The organism is Paenibacillus dauci (genome assembly GCF_000971985.1).
GTDB classification, from domain to species: domain Bacteria; phylum Bacillota; class Bacilli; order Paenibacillales; family Paenibacillaceae; genus Saccharibacillus; species Saccharibacillus dauci.
In genome coordinates this window covers 153,251-176,496 of record NZ_LAQQ01000008.1, presented here as the reverse complement: position 1 = coordinate 176,496, position 23,246 = coordinate 153,251, and the positions used below count along the sequence as shown (strand labels likewise).

The 23,246-nt window shown below is 45.2% G+C and carries 18 protein-coding genes; 17 read left to right on the top strand and 1 reads right to left on the bottom strand.

The window, feature by feature from the left end:
• The first annotated feature begins 214 nt into the window (after positions 1 to 214).
• The 3 genes from WH46_RS21175 to WH46_RS21165 all read left to right on the top strand — a co-directional run bounded on the left by WH46_RS21175 (position 215) and on the right by WH46_RS21165 (position 3,880).
• A complete protein-coding gene (locus tag WH46_RS21175; protein WP_052714329.1) occupies positions 215 to 1,078 on the top strand; it encodes a DUF4261 domain-containing protein in 864 nt (287 codons plus the stop codon).
• 170 nt (positions 1,079 to 1,248) lie between these two features.
• On the top strand, positions 1,249 to 2,520 hold the full coding sequence (locus WH46_RS21170) for a PQQ-binding-like beta-propeller repeat protein (protein WP_231584396.1): 1,272 nt from the start codon (positions 1,249 to 1,251) through the stop codon (positions 2,518 to 2,520).
• A gap of 148 nt (positions 2,521 to 2,668) precedes the next feature.
• Complete coding sequence (locus WH46_RS21165; protein WP_046228249.1) at positions 2,669 to 3,880, top strand: hypothetical protein; 1,212 nt, start codon at positions 2,669 to 2,671, stop codon at positions 3,878 to 3,880.
• 173 nt (positions 3,881 to 4,053) lie between these two features.
• On the opposite strand, the gene WH46_RS21160 is transcribed toward WH46_RS21165, so the two are convergent.
• Positions 4,054 to 5,556: an MFS transporter gene (locus WH46_RS21160; protein WP_046228248.1), complete on the bottom strand. Its 1,503-nt coding sequence runs from the start codon at positions 5,554 to 5,556 to the stop codon at positions 4,054 to 4,056.
• Between the two features lie 358 nt (positions 5,557 to 5,914).
• Between WH46_RS21160 and WH46_RS21155 the strand changes: the two genes are divergently transcribed.
• From WH46_RS21155 to WH46_RS21090, 14 genes are all read left to right on the top strand, one after another.
• On the top strand, positions 5,915 to 6,337 hold the full coding sequence (locus WH46_RS21155) for a MarR family winged helix-turn-helix transcriptional regulator (protein ID WP_046228247.1): 423 nt from the start codon (positions 5,915 to 5,917) through the stop codon (positions 6,335 to 6,337).
• A gap of 608 nt (positions 6,338 to 6,945) precedes the next feature.
• A complete protein-coding gene (gene treP / locus WH46_RS21150; protein ID WP_046228246.1) occupies positions 6,946 to 8,955 on the top strand; it encodes a PTS system trehalose-specific EIIBC component in 2,010 nt (669 codons plus the stop codon).
• Between the two features lie 288 nt (positions 8,956 to 9,243).
• Positions 9,244 to 9,450, top strand: coding sequence for a helix-turn-helix transcriptional regulator (locus WH46_RS21145; RefSeq protein WP_017811728.1), 207 nt, complete (start codon positions 9,244 to 9,246; stop codon positions 9,448 to 9,450).
• A 55-nt stretch (positions 9,451 to 9,505) separates the two neighbouring features.
• Positions 9,506 to 10,615: an SAF domain-containing protein gene (locus WH46_RS21140; RefSeq protein ID WP_052714328.1), complete on the top strand. Its 1,110-nt coding sequence runs from the start codon at positions 9,506 to 9,508 to the stop codon at positions 10,613 to 10,615.
• Between the two features lie 12 nt (positions 10,616 to 10,627).
• On the top strand, positions 10,628 to 11,347 hold the full coding sequence (locus WH46_RS21135) for a hypothetical protein (protein WP_046228245.1): 720 nt from the start codon (positions 10,628 to 10,630) through the stop codon (positions 11,345 to 11,347).
• Positions 11,335 to 12,162, top strand: coding sequence for a CpaE/TadZ family protein (locus WH46_RS21130; protein WP_046228244.1), 828 nt, complete (start codon positions 11,335 to 11,337; stop codon positions 12,160 to 12,162). Before WH46_RS21135 ends, WH46_RS21130 begins: the two co-directional genes overlap by 13 nt.
• Before the next feature lie 6 nt (positions 12,163 to 12,168).
• Positions 12,169 to 14,076 carry an ATPase, T2SS/T4P/T4SS family gene (locus WH46_RS21125; protein ID WP_046228243.1) on the top strand — a complete coding sequence of 636 codons (1,908 nt, stop codon included), beginning with the start codon at positions 12,169 to 12,171 and terminating at the stop codon, positions 14,074 to 14,076.
• The gene (locus WH46_RS21120) at positions 14,063 to 16,150 is read left to right on the top strand and encodes a hypothetical protein (protein ID WP_046228242.1); all 2,088 of its coding nucleotides are present in this window, start codon (positions 14,063 to 14,065) and stop codon (positions 16,148 to 16,150) included. Before WH46_RS21125 ends, WH46_RS21120 begins: the two co-directional genes overlap by 14 nt.
• A 74-nt stretch (positions 16,151 to 16,224) precedes the next feature.
• Positions 16,225 to 16,707: a hypothetical protein gene (locus tag WH46_RS21115; protein ID WP_017811722.1), complete on the top strand. Its 483-nt coding sequence runs from the start codon at positions 16,225 to 16,227 to the stop codon at positions 16,705 to 16,707.
• An 89-nt stretch (positions 16,708 to 16,796) separates the two neighbouring features.
• Positions 16,797 to 17,183: a hypothetical protein gene (locus WH46_RS21110; RefSeq protein WP_046228241.1), complete on the top strand. Its 387-nt coding sequence runs from the start codon at positions 16,797 to 16,799 to the stop codon at positions 17,181 to 17,183.
• Between the two features lie 12 nt (positions 17,184 to 17,195).
• Positions 17,196 to 17,741, top strand: a complete 546-nt coding sequence (locus WH46_RS21105) for a hypothetical protein (RefSeq protein WP_046228240.1) — start codon at positions 17,196 to 17,198, stop codon at positions 17,739 to 17,741.
• On the top strand, positions 17,728 to 18,711 hold the full coding sequence (locus WH46_RS21100) for a hypothetical protein (RefSeq protein ID WP_046228239.1): 984 nt from the start codon (positions 17,728 to 17,730) through the stop codon (positions 18,709 to 18,711). The genes WH46_RS21105 and WH46_RS21100 overlap by 14 nt, the downstream gene beginning before the upstream one ends.
• A 122-nt stretch (positions 18,712 to 18,833) precedes the next feature.
• The gene (locus WH46_RS21095; protein ID WP_046228238.1) at positions 18,834 to 19,799 is read left to right on the top strand and encodes a copper amine oxidase N-terminal domain-containing protein; all 966 of its coding nucleotides are present in this window, start codon (positions 18,834 to 18,836) and stop codon (positions 19,797 to 19,799) included.
• Position 19,800: 1 nt separating this feature from the next.
• Positions 19,801 to 23,217, top strand: a complete 3,417-nt coding sequence (locus WH46_RS21090; protein WP_046228237.1) for a DUF5704 domain-containing protein — start codon at positions 19,801 to 19,803, stop codon at positions 23,215 to 23,217.
• Positions 23,218 to 23,246: the final 29 nt, after the last annotated feature.

The window sequence follows — 23,246 nt, the reverse complement described above, 5'->3', positions numbered from 1 at the left end:
ATAAAGGACAGGGACTGATAAAGTACATGTCATTACGATCTATACTCAATAATACAGCCAGCAAAAGCCTTTCTTCGGAAAGGCTTTTTGGCATGGTAGGAAAATGCTTCCTTTACTGTTAAACTGGTAAAGAAGAACATGGCTGGAAGAAGTACAGCTGGACGTGAACAGCAGCAGGATACATATATTATTTCAAAATAAGGAGTGCTGAATAATGGGAATTTTCGATATGTTTCGTAAAAAAAAGAAAGATCCTGTGCAGCAGGAGAGTAACCATCGTGCCGATGTAGAAGTGCAGGCTGCCAATACTCCACGAGCTGCTGTCGATCCGGGAAGTGACACTCCCGAGCCGGCAAGTATGCTGCTTGGATTTGCGCTACTAAACAGCACCGAGTATGATGCCGAGCAATTGGTACGGACGATGCAGACCGATTGGGGCATTCAGGTGGATGGGCTGGAAGCCGGTGAGAATATGGTATTTGAACTGGGGGATATGAATATTGCGGTCGCCTATATGCCGGGACCCATTCCGAATCAGGAAGTCGAATCCAACTGCAAATACAATGTATTGTGGCCGGAGGCGGAGCAGGTTGTAGCTACTCACCAGACACACGTCATCATTACCGTTATGGGTATCACCGATCCGCTGATTGGTCATGCATTATTTACACAGATTACGAGCAGTGTGCTGAAGCTTGATAATGCGATTGCCTATTATGCTCCGCCTATGGTCATGTCGGCGGAATCCTATATAGAGAGTGCTCGGATGCTCCAGGATCAGGAGCTGCCTGTTCAGCTATGGGTATTCCTTGGTCTGTACCGGAGCGAGGATGGTGGCAGCTCTTCATATACGGTAGGGTTGAAGCATTTTGGCAAGGATGAGATCGAGATTGTAGATTCCAGTGAAGAGATGGCGGATGTATTTGAATTTACGCTGAATATTGTGAGCTATGTGGTAGGAAGCGACGTGACATTCCGCGATGGCGAGACGATTGGATTTACAGCCGATCACAAGCTGCAGCTGACCCGTTCTCCCGCAGTTGCGATGGATGGCTACAGTATGAAGATTGGGTATTGATGCAATTGTCGTAACGTAAAGTACAATCTCTGTCATTGTAGAGTCTGCTGTGTATAAAGGGCCGCTTTATCCCGCGAGGGATAGTGCGGTCTTTTTAACATAAAATGTCTGCTCTTATCGGTTTATGCAACCGATATACATACAAGTGTGTTTAATACAATTGAAGGAGCATGACAATGGTTAAATGGATAGGGCGGTTCATAGGTACAGCAATCATTTTGAGTCTGTTAGCGACAATGGATTCCACAATTATGTATGCGGATGATAATACAGCAGCTTCGGAGTCAGCATCACCGCAGTCCCTGCTTGAGCAATCGATCAAGTCAGTGAAGCTGGCAGATCCAACCGGAAAGCTGAATCCGGCGAGTTACCAGATGCAGTTTGTAAAAGATTCAAAAGAGTTTCCCGCTATCGATTCGATATTTCCCGACCGATCAGGGGAACATATTATCATTGTGTACGATCTTCATGATTATGTGTACAAAAATGGTGAGTTTACAAATAATACAATTAAAGTAGCATCCATTCAGGCGAAAGACGGCAAAAAAGTATGGGATACCGTTATCGGTAAAAAACAGTTTAGTCAGAGTATTTACAGTGTACAGTCCAATGGAGAAATCTTTTTGACTACAGAGGATAAAAGCCATTTTTACCTACATACCATTGATGAGAAAACAGGCAAGATTACAAGAACGATTTCACAGCCGCATCCATCCAAGCCCACGTTTCTGGCATGGGATTACTGGTTGGTCGATAATAACCAGCTACTTGTGTCCTACGAAGTAAACAATCAATCGACTCTTCGTTATTTTGACGCTGCTGGTAAATTACTCCGCACGCGTACCGTCCCCGGTATTGTTCGTAGTGCGCAGGCAGATCGTATTCTTGTGACGAACGGAGATGTTTTTCGCTATACACTAAGTGTGCAGGATGCCAAGGGAAATACAATATTCAAAAAATCAATTGCAGATCAAGGATTTTTCTGGAATGCGTATTTGCTGCCTGATCAATCGGTAGCTGTTGAAAGTCAGATTGATGGGAAAGCCAAACAGAAAGATCGGTTTCAATTAATTAAATATAATGCCAGAGGAGAAAAACAGTGGCAGCATACCATATGGGATGAATATTCCCCCTATTTGCCAAATGGAAATCAAATGATGGCTTTTCTTCGAGTGCAAAAAAAAGTGATTTTTCTGAATGATCAGGGAAAAGCAATTCATCCGATGTTCGGAAGTGAAGATGGATGGATGGATTTAAGGAATAAAGAGGTTTATTTTACTGGAAATATTACACGTATTGCTGATGCGAAAACGATGAAATGGCTAACAGAATTGGAGTATGAAGGGGATAAACCGCAAGTAGCCTGGCTGGGCAAGCAGCAATTAGCGATTTACGATGGCAAAAACGATGTGATTGCTGTTATCCGTATTAAAGGTAAGTAGGCAGATAGAGTCAACGAACTAATGGAATAATAATTGTGTTCATCTATTCCTTCAGCCGATATACTTGAAATTATACGACTGAAAATGAAGGAGCAAGATAATGGCTACATGGTTAAGGCGTTTGGTATACGCAGGATTGGTTTTGAGTATGTTAGGAACTATGGAATCAACGACTCTGCATGCAGATCAGAGCAGTGCGGTGGCTTCGGAGTCTTCACCTTCTCAAGCCACAATTGAGAAATCGATCCAATCGGTAAGGCTTGCCGACCAAAAGGGGAAACTGAACGCGGCGAGTTACCAAGTTCAATTTGCAAAAGATTCCAAAGATTTTTTCTCTATTCATACGATGTCGCCTGATCGCTCGGGAGAACATCTTATTATTATGTACCAAACCGAAGATGAATTTTTTGCGTCTGTTAAAGATAAGCGTCAGGGATTCAGAATAGCATCCATTCAGATCAAAGACGGCAAAAAAGTGTGGGAAACGATTATCGATAATGAGCGTCCCCATGATGGTGTATATGGTGTCGAATCCAATGGAGAGATGTTTGTAGCTGGAGAAGATAAGGATACATTTTATCTACATACCATTAATGAAAAAACAGGCAAGATCACCAGAACAGTCAAACAGCCTCATTCATCTGACTCCACCTTTGAGTTATGGAATTACTGGCTGATGGATAACAATCAGTTGGTCGTCTCCTATTCGACCAACAATAAATCTACGCTTCGGTATTTTGATCCAGCCGGGAAATTGCTCAAAACACGCACAATTTCCGGAACAGTCTGGGATGCAGAGAAGGATCGTATTGTAGTCACAGACGGTAATTTCTTGCGCTATACACTGAGTGTGCAGGATCATCAAGGGAAGTATACTTTTAAAAAATCGATTGTTAACAAAGATTATTCATTATTCGTCTATTTGCTGCCGGATTTATCGGTAGCGATTGAGAGTGGTATGCCGGTTAAAGGTGGATATGCATGCCGATTAACCAAGTACGATGCCAAAGGCAAGAAGCAGTGGCAGCATGCAATGACAAGTTCGAACTTCCCTTATAAGGAAAAGGGAAATCGGATCCTAACGATTCATGAAAGCTCCAACAAAGTATTTTTCCTGAATGATCAAGGAAAAGAAATCAATCCGTTGGTGGGAAGCGGAACGATCAATTTGTCTGCAAAGGAAATTTACTTTGAGGGTAAGACTACACGTATTGCCGATGCCCAAACGATGAAGTGGTTAGCTGAATTGCAGTACAAGGGCGAAGAAGAACCACGAGTAGCCTGGCTGGGCAAGCAGCAATTAGCGATTTACGATGGCAAAAACGATGTCATTGCGGTTATCCGTATTAAGAATAAATAATCAAGCTGTATAGATATACAGGATAAATTTGAGTATCAGCAAAATACTGAAAAAGAGCAATGCGCCAGATTAACTCACGGCGATTGCTCTTTTTGTTTGATGTGAATAAAATCAACTTTCGTCCCATGCCTCAAGCTGAGAAAGAACGTGGCAGGTATATCTATCGAAAAGAATTATTTCCCGTCAGCTCCGCTTGTAGTCATCCGCGGCTTGGACTCATCCGAATGATCCCCTGTAATCCGGCGCGAGTGCAGCATACGCCAGCCGGTTAATAGCGCGGCGATCAGGCAAATGCTCGCCGAGACTACAAACACAATATGCATACCTGTAAGGAAAATATCCGGACGACCCGGGATCAGCCCGGTGACCCGGTAGCCTGCCTCCTTGCTCATCACACCAAACAAGGTACTGGTAGCCACGGTAATACCGACGACCATCCCGATATTACGTATCAGGGAGTTTACACTGCCGGCAATGCCCAGCTGTGTTTTGGCAATGCGGGACATGATCAGCGAATTGTTCGGTGACTGGAACATGCCGGTTCCAATTCCCAACATGGCTACCCACGTACCGACAATCGGGATTGGGCTACCTTCATGCAGCCGTGCCAATCCGAACTGGGCAATAACCATCACAATCAGTCCGGCAAAAGTAAGTATTTCCGAGCCGATCCGGTCTGACAGCGCGCCGCTCATTGGAGCAATAATAACCATCATAATCGGAAACAGCATCAGCAAAAATCCGGCATGAAACGGCGACAGATTCAAAATACTCTGTGTATAAAATGGCGCGATAATATTAAAGCAAAAGTTCGATACAAATACGAGAAAGCCGCACAGAATACCCAGCGAAAATAGCGGATTACGAAACAATTCCAGCTTCAGTAGCGGCTCCGACTTGCGCGTCTCCACCCACAAAAATACACCAAGCAGTACGGCAGCGAAGACAAGTGAGCTTACAATACGCATATCTGCATAACCCAGCTGTTGTCCCAGCAGAAGTCCGGCGAACAGGAACAGGATAAAGCCAGTAAATAGCCCAGTGCCTGCTTTATCAATCCGTGCGCCGGTTTTTACAATATCCGCCGGGAGCATTTTCCATCCAAATGCAATAGCGATAATCCCTATTGGCACATTGACCCAGAAAATGGATTGCCAGCCAAGTGTAGATAATATCACTCCACCCAGACTGGGACCGGCAATACTGCCCAACGATACAAAGGTACCGACGAGTCCCAGCGCTTTGCCGCGTTCGGTGGGCGGGAAAATATCTGTCACAATCCCCTGGCTGTTCGCCATTGTCATCGATGCGCCAATTGCCTGAATGACGCGCGAGACCAAGAGAAAGGTCAAACTGGTGCTGAATCCGCATAGCAGTGATCCGATCAGGAAAATAAGCATTCCCAGTTTGAAAATTTTGATTTTACCGATACTATCCCCGAGTTTGCCAAAAAATAAAATAGCAGCACAGATCGCCATCAGGTAAATAGTTGTTACCCATTCAGTCTGCGCTACCGGAAGTCCCAGCGAATGGGATATGGTCGGCAGCGCGATATTTACAATACTCCCATCCAGAGTGGACATAAAGGTAAATAAATTCATCACAATCAGGATAACCCAGCGTCTGCGCTGAATCTCGGGGTCATCCTGATACGTTTTACGTGAAGGAGAATCCATCAATAGTGAACACCTCGTCTGTTATATAATAAGTACCAGAGGAATACCAATGTACGATCCGATATCTATATCATCACGATCGCTGCAACCAGTAGAACAAGTCGAGTATATAACCACATAGTTGCATCTGCAACTAATTTATTTTTTTCGGAATCTGTTCCTTATCGTTTGTATACACATCATCATGAAATTCCGTTAAAATTAATATATCCATCTTCCGGCGAACTAATCGATTTGATAGCGATTACAGTCGGATTAATAACATTGCAGATTGTATATAGACAGGTGCAGCTCATACAGGGCTGCAATCAGGAATATATTATCCGGATCTTTATCCGGTTGAAGTAGGTGCACAGGCATGAAAAGAGATTCGATTGGCAAGCTGATCTCCTATATTAACCGTCTTAACCAGAAAAATCTGGCTCGCAGCTTCAAAGAGTATGATATTGGCAGCGGAGGACACCACAGCTATCTCAAAGCCATTTTACAAAGACCGGGCGTTAATCAGGATCAGCTGACTACCGACCTCAAATTTGACAAAGCGACGACAGCCCGTTCGGTGCGGCAGCTGGAGGAAGCTGGTTATATTGAACGGCGCACCGATCCAAATGATCGGCGTGCCTATCTGCTGTATCCGACTGAAAGGGCCAAGGCATTTGAGCCAATGCTGCATGAGATTCTGCAGGATGCCAATGCACAGCTTACCCGCAGCCTGTCGACAGAGGAAAAGGAACAACTCTGGCAGTTGCTGAACAAAATATATCATAATAATAATGAGTGAACCTCAACCTATATGCATATTCAGGCAGCCTCTGATTTCTGGCTGCAATGGTATTATAGCTCTGTATATTATTCCTGTACGCATAATATGAATCCGTTAACGATTAGGCAGCCTTTTGAGGCTGTCTTTTTGCTATGTCGGTATGAGGGGGAGAAGCGAAAGAACAGTACGATTAATTAAGGTGTTAAGCAGAAAAGGATAAACAGATGTCAGATGAAGTCTCTGTTTATTGCACGAATTAATTTTGAAAATAAAGCAGAATACCATCATGAAATACGCCTATATCCACAGTGAATAAGAGCATACCACAGCAGCAAACGCACGGGTTTTATTCATAAGCACGGATATAAATTCAAAGGAATTGAGTCGGCAGCAGCAGGAATGTGGTAAGTATCTAATAATGGCCACTACATAAGAGGAGGGAAGTGACGCTCGGGCAAGACTGAACAGTACGGCTATAATCAGCAAGATCAGGATAAGAACAAGGATAAGGATTCACCGCTGCACATTGAATGGACAGCATACATGAGGAGCACAATGTCATAACTACACATAAGAGACACCACAGAATACACAGATGATATGCAGTTTACAGAGGAGTGAAATAAATGGCAGTCGACAGAAAACAGGTAGAAGATATTATCGCTGCGATTGGCGGCAAAGATAATATCGATACGGCATCACACTGTGTAACCCGTCTTCGTTTTGCCTTGCATGATGAAGATCTGGTCGATAAGGATGCACTCGATCAGAATGATCTGGTCAAAGGCCAGTTCTCGACCGGCGGACAATATCAGATTGTTATCGGCCCGGGTGTAGTCAATACTGTATACGATGAGTTGATAACGATTACAGGAGCAAGCCGCGCTTCCAAGGACGATGTGAAGCGTGCCGCCAGCAAAAAGCAAAACCCGCTTCAGCGCGCGATCAAGACGCTGTCGGATATCTTTATCCCTCTGCTGCCCGCGATCGTAACGGCAGGTTTGCTGCTCGGGATTAACAATATCCTGACCGGTCCGGGGATTTTCTTTACCGGTAAATCACTGGTAGAAGTGTATCCACAGTGGACCGACTTTGCTTCGATTATCAATACGATTGCCAGTACTGCATTTACTTTCCTGCCGGCATTGATCGGTTGGTCGGCGGTCACAAGGTTTGGCGGGAATCCGCTGCTGGGTGTTGTACTCGGGCTGATTCTCGTTCATCCGGACCTGCTAAATGCCAATAACTATGCCAAAGCAGTGACCGAAGGAACCGTACCAGTCTGGAATTTATTTGGCTGGGAAGTCAACAAGATCGGTTACCAGGGACAAGTACTGCCTGTACTCGTATCCGCTTATGTACTGGCCAAGATCGAGAAATTCCTGAATCAGAAAATACCGGATGCCTTCAAGTTGCTGCTGGTGGCGCCGATTACGCTGCTGGTGACAGGCTTCCTGGCCTTTACGGTAATCGGACCTGTGACCTTTGCAATCGGTAATGCGATCACAACAGGACTAATTTATGTCTTCAATCTGGCACCGGCTCTGGGCGGATTGATCTATGGTGGATTATATGCGCCGCTCGTCATTACCGGGATGCATCATACTTTCCTGGCAATCGATGTACAGCTGATCGGTGCACAGGGCGGAACTTTCCTCTGGCCGATGCTGGCACTGTCCAATATCGCCCAGGGTGCAGGTGCACTGGCAATGCTGCTGGTACTCAAGGACAAAAAAGTCAAAGGTCTGGCTGTCACCTCATCGGTGTCCGCTTTTCTCGGGGTTACCGAGCCTGCGATCTTTGGTGTTAATATTCGTTATAAATACCCGTTCGTATTCGGGATGATCAGTTCGGCAATTGCGGGTGTGCTCGTATCGATCAATGGTGTTATGGCATCTTCGGTCGGCGTCGGCGGGATTCCCGGCTTCCTCTCCATTTTCCCGGAAAATTGGGGTGTATTCTTTATCGGGATGGCTATTGTGCTGGTCGTGCCTTTCACATTGACCGTACTGTATGGACGCTTTATGAACAAGCGTCAGCAAAATGCAGCCAACGACAGTGATAATAACAGCACCATTCCGGCTGCGGGAACTACAGCCAAAAGTCCAACAGGTGGAGCGGCATCACAGTCTGCTGCATCAACCGGACAGGTTGCAACTTCGGATCTGACGGTGCTGGAAGTTATGGCGCCCGTTCAGGGAAAAGTTGTACCACTCGAATCCGTACCCGATCCTGCTTTTGCGGAGCGACAGATGGGACAGGGGATTGCAGTCGAACCGTCTGAAGGCAAGATCTATGCACCGTTCAGCGGCAAAGTAATTCATATTATGATGAACAGCAAGCATGCGCTGATTATGGAACATGCTTCCGGTGTACAGATTCTGATCCATGTCGGCGTAGACACCGTCTCGCTCAAAGGGGAAGGATTTACACTGCGGGTAGAACAGGGTCATGACGTGGAGCAGGGTCAGCTGCTGATGGAGTTTGACCGCGATCTGATCCGTAAAGCTGGTTATGCGGTGATTACGCCAGTGATCGTAATGGATGGTCAGGATATGGTGCAATCGGTAGAAGAGTTACCAGGCGAAGCATCGGATCTGAACTATACGGCAATGAAGATTCATTTGAACGGATAAGTAAGGATCGGCTGTGTAACCAAGCAAGAATGATCTGTTATAGTCTAAAAGGCGCGCTTTCAAAGGCGTCTTTTTCTTTTTAGAGAGTATTATTGAATCTTTAGACTTATCCTATATAATTCAAAAGTCACAAAAAGATATCGGAATTCATTGACAAGCTGTATAGCCTTCATATAAGATGGCTGTATAAATAAACAGTTCTTGTCAAAGCGAAGCACGCTTAATGTCCTTAGGGGCATTTTGCGTGCTTTTTTTGTTGTTCATTTACCGGGAAGGGAGCAAGCGCATTTGAGCATATCTCTAAATGATGCCGAGCAGCTGGCCGTAGCACGGAGACGGAAGAAGCTGTCTCAGGGGCAGCTGGCTGAGCTGATTGGATCATATCAGACACGAATTAGTCGCCTGGAGAATTCACGCAATAAGCCTACTGCCGAAGAACAGATATTAATCGAAAAAGTGCTGGAGACCAGCATCTGGTCGACTGCCGGATCATGAAGCTGTCCGTCCGCAGTCTACCGCCCAGAGCCAACTATTAAGGAGTGTTACAGACGTGTCCATCATTCGTTTTCGTATGAAAAGCAAGATCTATGCCGGACTGATCGGCGGATTAATCGTCGCTATTCTGGCTTCGGCAGGATACATATTTCTGATCAATTATCAGGCGAATCAGCTCAAAGAAGTCAAACAGCAGTACGAAGTCCAGTTGAGTCAATCCCAGCAGCAGTTAGCCCGGCAGCAGGCTGTATCCAGCAAAATTGTCGTGATGACCGCCGACCTGAAAGCAGGCGACAGGATACAGAAACAGAATATCGCTGTCGCCTTTGTATCCAAACAGGGAGCACCTGCCAATGCCGTCACCGATCCCAGTCAATTAATTGGCAAAATTGTAAAAATCAATATTGGCAAATCAACCCCGCTCACTTCATCAATGGTCTATGCCGAGGAAGCGACGCCGCGCGATTTGCGCAGCAAGGAATACAGTGTGGTGCAGCTGCCCACCAAATTGCAGCAGGGAGATTTTGTTGATGTACGTATCGGGTTCCCGAACGGTAACGATTATATAGTCTTATCCAAGAAAAAAGTTGAGGATCTGGCCGGTACCACCGTCTGGTATAACATCAATGAATCCGAGATTCTGGCGATGAGCAGCGCAATTGTGGATGCCTATTTGCAGGGTGCACGGCTGTATGCTATCTCTTACGCCGACCCTTATATGCAGGACAAAGCGATTCCGAATTATCCGGCGAATCGTGATGTTATCAACCTGATCCAGTCCGATCCGAATGTGCTGGAGAAAGCCACATTGCTGCTGAGCAGAGCAGCACGGGAGACGCTCGATAACAGCCTGAGTCGCATGAGTGAAGCGGACAAAGCCAAGCTGGGCAGCAGCCGTTCTGCTTCTGCACCTGCCAATGAACCACAATCAGCAGCACCAATGACCGAAACAGCTGATCAGCTGAATGCGCAGACTCCGGCGCAAAATGCACCTGCAGCAGCAGGCAACCCGGAGCCGGTCACTGATCCGGCAGCAGTACCTGCCGCTGATGTAACGCCGGATACACCGATTGTCTCACCGGTTGAACCTGCCGCCAGTCATTCATCACCTGCTACGACAGAGCAGAAGACAGCGGATGTTTTTGAACAGCCGCTTGTTAAATAAAGGAGGATCACCATGAACTACACGCTATTTCTGGGATCGACAGATATTAGTGATCTGCTGATCTACCTGAGCAAGTTTTTGCAGACCGCCAGTAAACGGGTGCTGTTGGCAGATGCCAGCGCCGAAGGATTTATCCGCTATAATACGCCGATTCTTCACACCGGTACGGGTGTGTCGGAATATGACCAGTTTGATATCGGCTATCAGTTTACCGATTTCCAGAGCATGAAGGAGCAGCTGGAAATCACGCAGGCATATGATCATACGATCGTATTTTGTTCTACGCCTGATTTTATTGGAGAGAAGGACTGGGAAGAATTTGATCAGCGCTTTATTGCCATTTCTTCCGAGAGACGCTCCCTCGAGAAGACTGCTGAATTGCTGGAAGATATGTTGGGGCAGCGAGAGGAACATTTGCCACGAATCGGGTTTACACGGCTATTTGTCCAGCAGGTAGATAACGGACTGGCAGAAGATTATCTGGAGCAGCTATTATGCAATCTGCCGCTCCGGTTCGAGGAACAGTCGTTCACTGTGCCTTTTGATGAGATGGATTATATGCAGAAGATTATGAATCAGAACAGCAGCAGTATTAGCATCAAGCGCATTTCCAGGGAGTTCCGTACCGTTATCCAGGAAATTGCAGGCAGTGTCTCCCAGCTGAACCACAGTGAACTCAAAGTCTATGCCAAAAAACTATCGCGGAGGAGCCAGCCGGTATGGGGAATGTAATTGCTTTTTGGAGTCCATGTCACGGACAGACGGGTAGCTCTTCGAATATGGTAGCCACCGCGGCTGTGATGGCGATGGATTATGTCAGTCATACACTGGCTGCGCACACACACTACGGGATATCCATGGTCGAAAATGCCTTTTTGCGCAGTTGGCGAGGAGGCAGTGGGTCTGCCAGCTATTCTGCTCAGGGAATCGATTCGCTGGAGACGCTGGCCCGCTCCAAGCAACTGAGTTCATCAATGATCAAGGATTATGCAGTACCTGTATTCAGCGGTTCGCTTGATGTACTGGCTGGTACGCAAAAGCCGGAGGAAGATTTGTTTCTGAAGATGCACGAGGTGACCGACTCGATCTGCCAGTCCGCCCGAAGTGCCTATGACCTGACCATGATCGATGTGACCAGCGGCACCCGCAATGTACTGACTAATGCCGTACTGGAATCGGCAGATATGGTTGTCGTTTCCCTGAACCAGAATATGGCACTGCTACGGGAGTTTTTTGATCATCCGCCTGCTGTTCTGGAGGGGAAGACATTCATTATAGTGCTGGGACAGTATGATGCGGGTTCCCGGCTGACACTTACCAATATCAGACGTCTGTTCAAAACTCGAATTCCCATGTTCGCGGTTCCGCATAACAGCGGCTATATGGATGCTTGCAATGAACAGAAGGTCGTTGAATTTTTCCTGAAACGCAAGCATATCCAGGCCGCCCAGCCGGACTATGCATTTATGCAGGAGATCCGCAGGCTGACCCGGGGAATCTATCAGAGTCTTGCGATTGATCCCAATATGTATGAAAAGGAGGCGTAGGGCGCGGTGGATATCAGTCTCATTATTAACAGGGCCTGCATCGGTCTGATTGCGCTTATCCTGATTGTACTGGCTTATTTCAAATTTACGTACAAAGGCGATAGCTCGGATAAAAAGAACAATCAAAACAACAAATATACACTCCCGGAGATTATCGAATACGTCAAAATAGCGCTGAATGAGATGACTTCTGCTTCGCTCGATGATCTGGGACTGTCCGAGGAAGAATATAATCGGCGTCTCAATCAGCGAGCGACATTGATCAAGTCGCTCAAAGACTGTACACATGGCGATCTGAATGCCAAAAAGTTTGTCAAAGGCGTTATTTTTGACCTGCTGCTCAAAACCTATGAGTTTACGGAAGAGAATATGAACAAGACAATTCCTTTCCATAACAGCATGGCTCTGAGCAGCCAGGAGAAATTCGATATTATGCTGTACCAGTACAAGGAAATGTATGGACTGAATGGGCTTGCCCGTCTGATCGATGATCATCAGCTGGCGGAGCTCAAGCTTCATCCGGACTCACAAGGCTCCGGTTCTTACCGGATTACAGCCGCTGAGATTGACGAAGTGTTCGAAGGATTCCGCAGCATTCTGTATTTTGAGGATAAACTCCATATTATTGTGCAGCGGGTCTATCAGACATTCAAGGGATTCAGCGTAGTGGATGAGGTACGCGATATGAAAATCGATGGAGTCAGCGGCGGTGTATCCGGTGTACCGGTCAGCCAGGTAGAGTACGATGATGATTTCTACGATTTCACTTCCCGGATCAATGAGCAGCATATACCTATGAGCCACGACAGTGTCTGGATTTTCTACCGCGGGAAATCGGTTCATCTGGAGTTTCTGTCGTTCGGTAGCGAGGCCGAGCTGAAGCGGGTCTGTCAGAATATCTACCGGTACAATAATCCAGGTCAACTATCGGAAGCGAACGGCTTCAAGGTCAATGAGATGAAAGATGGATCACGGGTCGTCGTTGTCCGGCCGAGTTTCTCGGAATCATGGGCGTTTTTTGTCCGCAAATTCGATCCGGCTTCGGCAACACTGGATCAGCTGATCACCGACCGGATCGGCAATCATGATATCGTCAAATCGCTACTGATCTATCTGATGAAAGGTGGACGAATCGTAGCGGTAACCGGCTCCCAGGGTTCGGGTAAAACGACGCTGCTGATGGCGCTGGTCGCTTATATTAACGAGACATTCACGCTGCGGATTCAGGAAATGTCATTCGAGCTGCATCTGCGCAAAATCTACAATAAGCGCAATATACTGACGTTCAAAGAGACCGAGACCGTTAGCGGCCAGTCGGGACTGGATGTACAGAAGAAAACAGACGGAACCGTCAATATCCTCGGGGAAGTAGCGACCGATGAAGTTGCCGCCTGGATGATCCAGATGGCGCAGGTGGCCAGTCTGTTCACCATTTTCACCCATCATGCCAAGACGTTCGGAGATCTGGTCTACTCCCTGCGTAATTCGCTGCTCAAACAGGGCATTTTCAGTAACGAGAAGACAGCCGAAGAGCAGGTGGTACGGGTTCTGAACTTTGATGTACATCTGCGGCGTGATCCTGATGGTTCCCGTTATGTGGAGCGAATCACCGAATGTATTCTGGTCGATCAGGAGCAGGATTATCCGGAGAGCTTCAAGACGGCTAGCCGGATGGATCAGCGATTCGTGGCGATGATGGAGAGCATGACCGAATACTTCCAGCGTTCCACCAATCGCAAAGTTGGAGAAGGACGCAATATTATCGAATACCGTAACGGGGAGTATGTAGCGGTTCATCCGATCTCGGACCGCAATCAGCAGGAGATGCTGGAAATGATGGAACCTGCCGACCAGCTGCGCTTCCGGCAATTCATGACAGAGAACTGGGGTGCAGCAGCCGTTGAATCTTACTAGTATTCTTATCTACATTCTGATTCTGTCCGGATTCCTTTTTGTAGTCCTGCTGGCAGTTCTCAAATATATCCAGCGACGCAACCAGCAGAATGGCAATGCGGAAGTATACAAAGCGTATGCCGACTATATTGGCTCCGGCAAGTCCAAGCGGATCAAGCAGTACAATCAGTTTCTCCAGGAATCGTATCATGCCTATATGCGTGTTCCGCTGCTCAAACAGTATATTTTGCGGATACGCAAACAGCTGCAATCGATCCACTCCTATGACGAATTCTCGATGCGCCGGGAGACGATGAAGATCGTATTTTCCACGATTGGCATTGTAGCAGCTTTTATACTGGCCCTGCTGCTGATGAACAAGGATATGACCTTTATGTTCATGATTGCTTTGACTGCGCTGGTGATGAACGGCATGCTGATCGATACCTTTGTGAACCGGGTAGAGAATCGGCTGCTGCATCAGCTCAAGTCAGTCATGGATGATGTGCGGCATAGCTATCAGCAGCATGGAATGATCGAGGAAGCCCTGCATGATGCATCAGAGGCTTCCGGTCATGAAGCTACCCTGCATGCCAGAAAAGTATACGATATTCTCGTCTCACCCGAACCGGAGAAGCTGCTGCAAAATTATTATCAGGCAGCTCCCAATCGATTTCTCAAAGCATTTGCGGGAATCTCGTATCTGGTCAAGGAATTTGGAGACAAAGTAGTTGAAGAGGGATCGCTGTATCTCGGTAATATGAACAAACTCACCAATGAAATCAATCTGGAACTGCTCAAGCGTACCCGGCTCGGTTATATGCTCAAAGGGCTCACCATTATCTCGATCGCACCGATTCTGTTCACCAAGCCGATTGAGCTATGGGCCAAAAACAACTTTCCGATCATGGAGCAGTTTTATGACAGCAAGTTCGGATTTTTCTTCAAAATACTGATCTTTGCCGTTATTCTGCTCTCCTATGTACTGCTCAAAAAGCTGCAGGATCAGCAGGAAGGCACATACCAGGCCAAGGTGCGCAAAATCCTGTGGGAACAGAAGCTGCTGGAGTTCCGGATTACCGAATGGATCGTGAATCGATTTATGCCGCCGCCGCGGACAACCGCACGTTTTTGTATTCATACACTGATCAAGGATGCCAATGCAGGTATACCGCTGGAATGGCACTATCTGCACCGGATTCTGCTGGCGGTCGCTTTATTTGGCACGATGATGTTTTCCTTTATCACCATGCATTCCATCACGATCCATAATATTCTTCAGGCACCGACCCAGAGCGCGACCATGTTCGGTGAACTATCTGCCGAAGATTTGCAAAAAGCCCGAGAGACCACTGCGCTGGATACACGTATTTTGCAGCAGCTGGAAGGTATTCGCCCCGAGATGATGCAGGACCGCATTATGGAACTGGTGAACGAGGATGAAGATATTGCAGCCAACAGCTCCTTGTTCCTGACGACTGTAGGACGGATCGAAGCCAAAATGAACACGCTGCAGTCCGAATATTTCAAATGGTATGAGTTAGTGATTGCGATAATAGCAGGCTATATCGGTTATCTGATTCCCTGGTGGATTCTGCTGTTCCAGAAAAGGGTCCGGTATATCGATATGCAAAATGAAGTCGATCAGTTCCATACGATTATCGCTATGCTGTCCGAGATCGATCGTATCTCCGTCGATATTATTCTGGAATGGATGGAGCGTTTCTCCACGATTTTCCGTGAGCCTCTACATAAGGCTGTACTTGATTTTGAGAGCGGCGCCGAACGTGCACTGGAGCAGCTCAAGCAGGACGCGCCGTTCATACCTTTGTCGAGGACGATTGACAAGCTGATTCTGTCGGTGGAACGTATCCCGATCCGCGAAGCATTCGACGATCTGGAGAATGAGCGTAATTACAATTTTGAGAAAAGAAAGCAGGACTACGAGCGCATGATCGAGACCAAATCGGAATGGGGCCGGATGATCGGCTTTGCTCCAATGACGGTGCTCACTTTTATTTATCTGGTACTGCCATTTATCTATATGAGCTTTGAGCAAATGAGCGCTTATTATGAGCAATTGAACAAGCTATGAGGATGTAGTAGATAAGCACATAACCAAACGTTAAGCCAACCATAAAATGTATATATAAACAAAGGAGATTAACCATGAATAACGCATCAGCCGCACTAAAAGTAGCCGCAGGACTGTTCCTGACTATCGCTCTAATTACGATTGTGGTCGTCCTGTTCATCAGTGCCCAGGAAGCGACCAAGACAGCACAAAATAACTTTTCCGGTATCCAAAAGGAACTGGATCAGACGCAGTATGCCGTCTATGACAACACCAATATTTCAGGCAGCCAGGTGGTATCTTCGCTGCGCAAATTCAAGGATCAGGGTTCATTTGGTATTCAGGTCGTTACAGGCAAGAACCCATCCGGCATCTGGTATTTCCATCAGGTGAATAATACCGCTTCGGTGGACAGTACAGATTACGGTTCGGTTAGCAAGGATGCAGCGTCAGGATCCTTCTCCGATGCACTGGAGCAGTCGTCCAACAACTATATCAACCCAACCGGAACATTCAAAAGCGAAGTGATCCGGGACAAGAGCAATGTCGTACGTGCGCTGGTATTCCGTCAGAATTAATAGATGTACTAGATTATAGCAAGGTGATTACAAGGGGAGGCAGGAAGACATCATTTATCCTGCCTTTACCACAAAGGATATGATCATGAATGAATATAGGGGAACATGCCCGTTCAGCCCTGTGGCTGGGGATAAGCTTTCTGATCTTTATCGCTTCGCTCAGCGGAGCCTATGCTCTTTTTCAGACATCCGCGAGAATCAATGAACAGACCTATCGTTTGACTGCATCAACAGATCCAAATATTCATTCCACCCTGAAAATCGACAATCCATACACCTGCACCGGAGCAGAGGTCCGCCAGACGATTCACCAGATAGACAGTCTGCAGGTGGACATCATGGTGAGTGGTACCCTGTACCCCAAAGACCTTGATCCAGATGAAGCAGATGTATCCTCTATAGATTTGGATCAAAAATATACCCCGGCATATATCCGTAATACGGAGGGCCAGCTGGTCATGCTGAGGTTTACCTAAGGGAGCATTACAATGAGCAATCCATTGATCAAAATATTCGCGGCCTTTATCGCAATTCTGTTAATGGGAATATGGCCGATCTATACAGCATTTAGCAGCCAGGACAGCAATTCGCAGATTATTGTGCTAAATACAGTAACCCGGTTCGTAGATAGCGTAAGGGACAAAGGCTATATCACACCGCGAATGTTTCAGGAATTTGAAGATCAGCTCTATCTGACAGGGAATACGTACGATATCCAGATGGAGCATCTGCACAAACGGTATGATCCGGTATACAATGACGATGGCAGCTTTCAGAACGATTTCAAAGTCAATTACGAAGGCTATTACAATACCCAGATCAATGCCTGTTTGTTCCCGCATGGTAATGATAATCCCGACGATCCCGGCCGGATATACAAACTGAATAGCGGAGATTTCTTCAATGTGCAGGTCAAAAATACCAATCGTACCATGGCTACGCTAATGAGTGATTTTCTGTTCAATGCAGTACAGGCTCCCAACGAGAAGATTATTATTCCGTACGGGGGGATGGTGCTGAATGAAGATTACTAGCTTTGCCGTTGTGCTAGTACTGATTCTGCTGTTTATTTTCGTACGGAACCATATCGATCTGGAAGATAACCGAACGAATATGCTGCTGCAGACAAGGTACAACCGGGCGATCGATACCGCCACGCAGGATGCTGCCCAGGCCCTGATCACCAATGTCAGCCAGCCGCTGGAATCCCAGTATCAGTCAGCCAAAAATGTAAGGATCAACAAGGAACAGGCAGCCGATACCTTTTTCCAAACCATGTATATGAATTTCAATGTAACCCATGACCCGACAGGTCAATATGTGCTGAATAGCTATATTCCAGCGCTCGTTTTAATTGGGTATGACGGCTATTATATGTATCAATTTGAAGAATATCGGAATGCGCGAGGAGAGACAGAATTCCGCCATGTATGGAGTCCAAAGAAGCCGTATGTCTACAAGGATCAGTACGATAATACCTACAGCTTCACACTGGACGATTATGTAACGATCCAGCGCAAGGCGGATGAACAGTGGGTGAAGGGATTCCGCGGAGAAATAGCGGAGCAATCAGGTGTTCCTTTATTGGAAGATGCCTCTGCTTTTGATGCAGCGCGTCGAACAACTATCGTCAATGCGATCCAGAATGATCTGGAGCGGAGTATTAATCAGTATAATGTCACTTCCAAAAGATACGGAACCTCTTATACGTTTACCGTGCCCTATATCTCGCAGGAAGACTGGAATAATACGATCAATGATGCAGGTGTACTAGCATTTGTTCAGGGGATTCCGCTTGGTAGTCAGTATTATAATAACTATGCATTGGGGGGAGCGCGGATTATAAAAAAAGAAACGTTCCAGGGAATCGATGTAGATGGTCAGAAATACTATTTTTCTACCAAAACGTGCAAGTCCGAATACAGTGCTGAAGAAGTTTTTACTACAGCAAAGGAAGCAGCTCAAAAAGGCTATATTCCTATTCGTTGTGGTATTGGTAATTAACTAACTGCTGCCGATAAAAAGAATATGGGAAAATTCGCGCAATTTTCCAATTGAACCTATGATATGTTCGTAGAATACATATCTGTTAGTACATGTAGAAACTAAATTTAGGAGGATTAACAATGCAAACCAATCTTATCAAGAAAACAGTTCTGGCAGTTCTGGCTTCATCTTTTATTTTGAGTACGATTCCACAGATTCCTGCAAAAGCTGCTACAAGCTCCAAACAGGTAGAGGTACTTTTAAATGCACGTAAAATGGCGTTTCCGGATGCAAAACCTTTCCAGGATGAGAATAGTGCAGTTATGGTACCTATTCGTTTTGTATCTGAAAAGTTAGGTGCAAAGGTAGGGTATGAGCGAGTCGGTGGCAAGCAAAATATCACACTGAAAACAGATAAACACAGCGTAACAATGACCGTAGGTTCTTCGACAGCCGTCATTGATGATCAAAGCAAAACCTATGATAGTAAAATTATTGTAAAACAGCAGCGTACATATGTGCCATTGCGCTTGGTTAGTGAAGGGCTTGGACAAGAGGTAAGTTGGGATCAGATTAGCAAGTGGGTGTGGATTGGAAGTAAGAAACCGCCGACAGTAGAAGAATTAGGTTTGCCTAAAACTTCTATTGATCCGTACAAATCATTTTTTTCTAAAAGACCAGAGTTAATGACAAATGAATTTAATGAACCGTATAAATATGCTTTTAAAATTAAACCATCAAATTTCCCCTTATTAATGTCAGGTTATATTTATGGTGTAGATCTTTATACATTCCATGATAGTAGTGCATATAATGGATTAAGTTATATTCGTGTGAGAACAACCGATATATCACCAAATCTCTATTTACTAACCGAGAAAGGAGATGTGCGATATAGATATAAACGAAATGAATTAACACAAAAGAATAGTGATGGTACTGTTTATTATTATTATGGTATCTATAATAATACTGATGAATTTGCTCATAATATTAAGGATTCAAAGCAGTTATCGGTTCAAGATATTAAGTACATCGGTTTTCATACATCTTCTACAAAAGATAATCTTTCACTTATATTGATGGACAATCCATGGAGAAAATAACATGAGATGTCGGAGCTGGAATAGAAAAAAAAAATATTGGTCGTATTGTATTCTTATAGTCTTTATATTTGATTTTTTATTTTCGACAGCCATAGATTCTTCAAGAGCTATGGCTGAAGGTGTAGCTACTCCACTACATTATTACAAAGATATATCTGAAAATACGACAGAGGCTAATTACCGCTATTTTGTTGGAATGATGTATTATGATATGTGGTATGGTTCAAGTTGGCCAGATAAAGCTCCAAATCGAGGTGACGAAGGATTAGCAAAACAGGATTATCAGTTTTCCTTTCCTAACCGTACAATAAAAAGTATAGAAGTCAGTCTATATAAACGAACTGCAAAGAATGCTGTTTTCTTTGAGGAATCTAGAACTGAAAAGCCACCTGAAGGTTCAAATCTATGGGGCAACTATGAATATGCAATGTCAATTGGAACAGATGACAGTGAACTTCATTATAGTAAAAGTGGGATTGGCACAGATACTGCTAAAATTCCTGTCACTGTAAACATTATGTTGACAGCAAAAGAACCAGAAGATATTACTGACACATGTACTACTAAATGTAGCCCAACAACAAAAGGACTTCGCATTTATATTCCAGTTCTATTCAAAATAGAACTGGATTCCAAACTAAGCGTCTACTACAAAACAAAAGATGGTAAATCCCTCAATTCCATTTTCCCTCCTCGTGAGGAAGAAATGAAACCGGGAACCGAATACGAGTTTACACCACCAACTAATGAAAAGTACAAATACATCGGCTACAAAAAAACAACAGATGGTACAGATCCATCAAAGCAGCCTGACATAAAAGAAGGAGAACCTCCAAAATTTAAATACACCGGCTCATTTGAAGAATACAGAGCCTACCAATACTACGATGTAGTAGAAGGTTGTAAGCCCGGTCAAACCAGCGCGGATAACCCTGACTGTGATGATCCTGATCTTCCTTCCGAAGGAAAGGGGGATTGCACGTTCACTATATTACCACCCACACAATCCCAGGAACTCTCCAAGGCAATGATGAACCCGGAAGCCTCAGGACATATTCTTGGCGACGATGCAGCGAATGGACGTCACTTCGATGCTACGAAAGGTATCCCTACCAGTGAAAATCTGTATGCCAATGCTTGGGGATATAATTACCTGTTCAGTCACAAGTTTGGAGAGATGAAGGGGAAAGTCGATTACCAATGTAAAGTGAAAGTGAAATACAGCCTCAAATGGAAACAAAAGAATAATAAAGGAGATTGGAAAACCAAAACGGCCAGTGCTACCAAAACATATAATTTTGGCTTTACTCGCGATTACTCCTATTGGCAGATTAATCAGTTAGCTGCCTATGGAATTCAGCAAGCCAAAATGAATAACTATGCACTCCCTAATGGAAGTGTAACGATCGCAGCAGCTGGCTATACACCACCTTCAATCGAAAAAGAAGATAGTACTGATGTAAATGATCATGTGCGTCCAGATGAAACTGGCGCTATCAATTATCACCCTGGCGTTATTGATGGTGGGAAATCAGGTAAACCATCTGTACCAAATGATGAAGGTAAACTCAAAGGCATGGCCGAAAGCAAAACCGATGATCCAGAAGTTCGCAATGATGAAGCCAAGTTTACTTTTAAAAGCAAAGAAACCGAAGTCATGAATGGAGATTGGACCAGAAAGACGACTGTTAAGCCCAAAGAGATCCCGGCGCCTACTAAGATTCGCTCGTATAAGGATTCTACCGAACGGATCTTGTTGAAAGGTTCTCAGTTGATTAGTCTCAAACTGACCAATAAAGCAAATACTCCAGCAACCGGTACTATTTTCTATACGATGATTGATGAAAATGTGAAGGGCGGGGGAGATCAGAGCTTTCCGATTACAGGCATTAACAATGTGACTGTCTATACACCTGTGGTAAACTATTCATCCATATCAGATGATAAGATACATAATCAAAAAACAGTTCCAGATGCCAAAAGAATGGCTTTGATTTTGGATCGTCCATTTACCGTCCGCATCCCTACAACTGGACAGCATCAAAATGAATCTTCTTATCCCGGATATGGAAAAAGGGATTTCGCCAAGTATTTCAAAATCAAGCAGGTTCTTTTCCCGTTCGATGTGTATGCTGCAGACGGTAAAACATTTTACCCCAAAAATACCTGGATTGATGTTCCAGTGAATCAGCTGGATACAGTATTTACGCTGCCCGTCTGGGTAGACGAAGGTAATTATACGGTATTGTTCAGGAATATTGCGGAGAACGCTCCTGCCAGCTTTACTGCAGAACAAGATGCCAACCTGGATCTGAGCAACCATGTTGCCAAAGATTCTGTTGATGTTGAAGTCATAGGACGTATCTATGATTTCCATGTTACCGATATAGCAGATTTCAATTGGGAAAACGTGTTCCGTACTGCCAAAGGAAGTAGTTCTCCCACAGGCAAATCGTTCTGGGTAGGACCAAATGGAATAGATGGAGAAGCGCGTGGAAACAGTTCGCCATATGTGTTGCCCATCATGCGGGGGAGCCATCCACTCACAGGTTTCAAAAACGTATCCGTGAAGACGGGATACCATTTCAAATTTGATTTGAAAACGAAAGGTAATATGTTTGGAAACAAGGATGCAATCCGGATTACTCCAACGTTCTATTATCAGGATAAAGATGCGGCGACTCAGCCGGAGCGAGTGCCGGTAGACTTGTACTATCACTCGGATAACCAAAGATTCGTCAAAATAGGTTCTGCTTCGGATACCGAAAAACGCAATGTAACCTTGAACCAGCGTCTTCGAAATGTATCAGCGGTCACGATCAAAAATACAGCCGCATCGATCTATGACTTGTCGACTGGCTGGATGATTAACAAGGAACAATACATTGCTAACTTTATAAAACGTTCCAATCAGCCAACGTACACGGGGGGCTACGATATTCAGATCCTGACTTCGCCATTACGTACCTTTATTAATACGTTTGAGCGACCAACCAATGCCTCGGCATCGGCTGCCAGAGTCAATGCCAGCATACAGCAGTGGTATGGTGAATACAGTCTTCCGGCAAATGTATATGCTGTACCCAAAGGAACAAATCTGGCCGAATATGGACGTTCACATACGCTGGATGAGAAAGCGCCCATTTTCCTGAAGAATGGTTTTATCGTAGTGAATTTCGATCTGGAATCGGTAGTTCATGGAGATACGGCTCATCCTCATTTGCAATATATTCATACCCAGTCAGGTTATAACAACCAATGGTGGGATATGGAGGGATACGATCATACGGATGATAGCCGCGATCATATTGTTAAAGATCCGTATAATGTCAGCTATAGGGTCAAAGATGGCGATGTTATCTTTTACGATACGGACCTGTCCTCTTATAATGACTTTGCTGCTTCCGGAACGCACTAAAGAAGCCGAATAAAATGAACTTGATAACC

Excerpts from the sequence above, each read along its gene's own strand:
- WH46_RS21110 (WP_046228241.1), top strand. The coding sequence starts at position 16,797 with ATGAATATAGGGGAACATGCCCGTTCAGCCCTGTGGCTGGGGATAAGC.
- treP (WP_046228246.1), top strand. The coding sequence starts at position 6,946 with ATGGCAGTCGACAGAAAACAGGTAGAAGATATTATCGCTGCGATTGGC.
- WH46_RS21115 (WP_017811722.1), top strand. The coding sequence starts at position 16,225 with ATGAATAACGCATCAGCCGCACTAAAAGTAGCCGCAGGACTGTTCCTG.
- WH46_RS21160 (WP_046228248.1), bottom strand. The coding sequence starts at position 5,556 with ATGGATTCTCCTTCACGTAAAACGTATCAGGATGACCCCGAGATTCAG.
- WH46_RS21135 (WP_046228245.1), top strand. The coding sequence starts at position 10,628 with ATGAACTACACGCTATTTCTGGGATCGACAGATATTAGTGATCTGCTG.
- WH46_RS21130 (WP_046228244.1), top strand. The coding sequence starts at position 11,335 with ATGGGGAATGTAATTGCTTTTTGGAGTCCATGTCACGGACAGACGGGT.
- WH46_RS21165 (WP_046228249.1), top strand. The coding sequence starts at position 2,669 with ATGTTAGGAACTATGGAATCAACGACTCTGCATGCAGATCAGAGCAGT.
- WH46_RS21105 (WP_046228240.1), top strand. The coding sequence starts at position 17,196 with ATGAGCAATCCATTGATCAAAATATTCGCGGCCTTTATCGCAATTCTG.
- WH46_RS21155 (WP_046228247.1), top strand. The coding sequence starts at position 5,915 with ATGAAAAGAGATTCGATTGGCAAGCTGATCTCCTATATTAACCGTCTT.
- WH46_RS21095 (WP_046228238.1), top strand. The coding sequence starts at position 18,834 with ATGCAAACCAATCTTATCAAGAAAACAGTTCTGGCAGTTCTGGCTTCA.
- WH46_RS21090 (WP_046228237.1), top strand. The coding sequence starts at position 19,801 with ATGAGATGTCGGAGCTGGAATAGAAAAAAAAAATATTGGTCGTATTGT.
- WH46_RS21170 (WP_231584396.1), top strand. The coding sequence starts at position 1,249 with ATGACAATGGTTAAATGGATAGGGCGGTTCATAGGTACAGCAATCATT.
- WH46_RS21100 (WP_046228239.1), top strand. The coding sequence starts at position 17,728 with ATGAAGATTACTAGCTTTGCCGTTGTGCTAGTACTGATTCTGCTGTTT.
- WH46_RS21175 (WP_052714329.1), top strand. The coding sequence starts at position 215 with ATGGGAATTTTCGATATGTTTCGTAAAAAAAAGAAAGATCCTGTGCAG.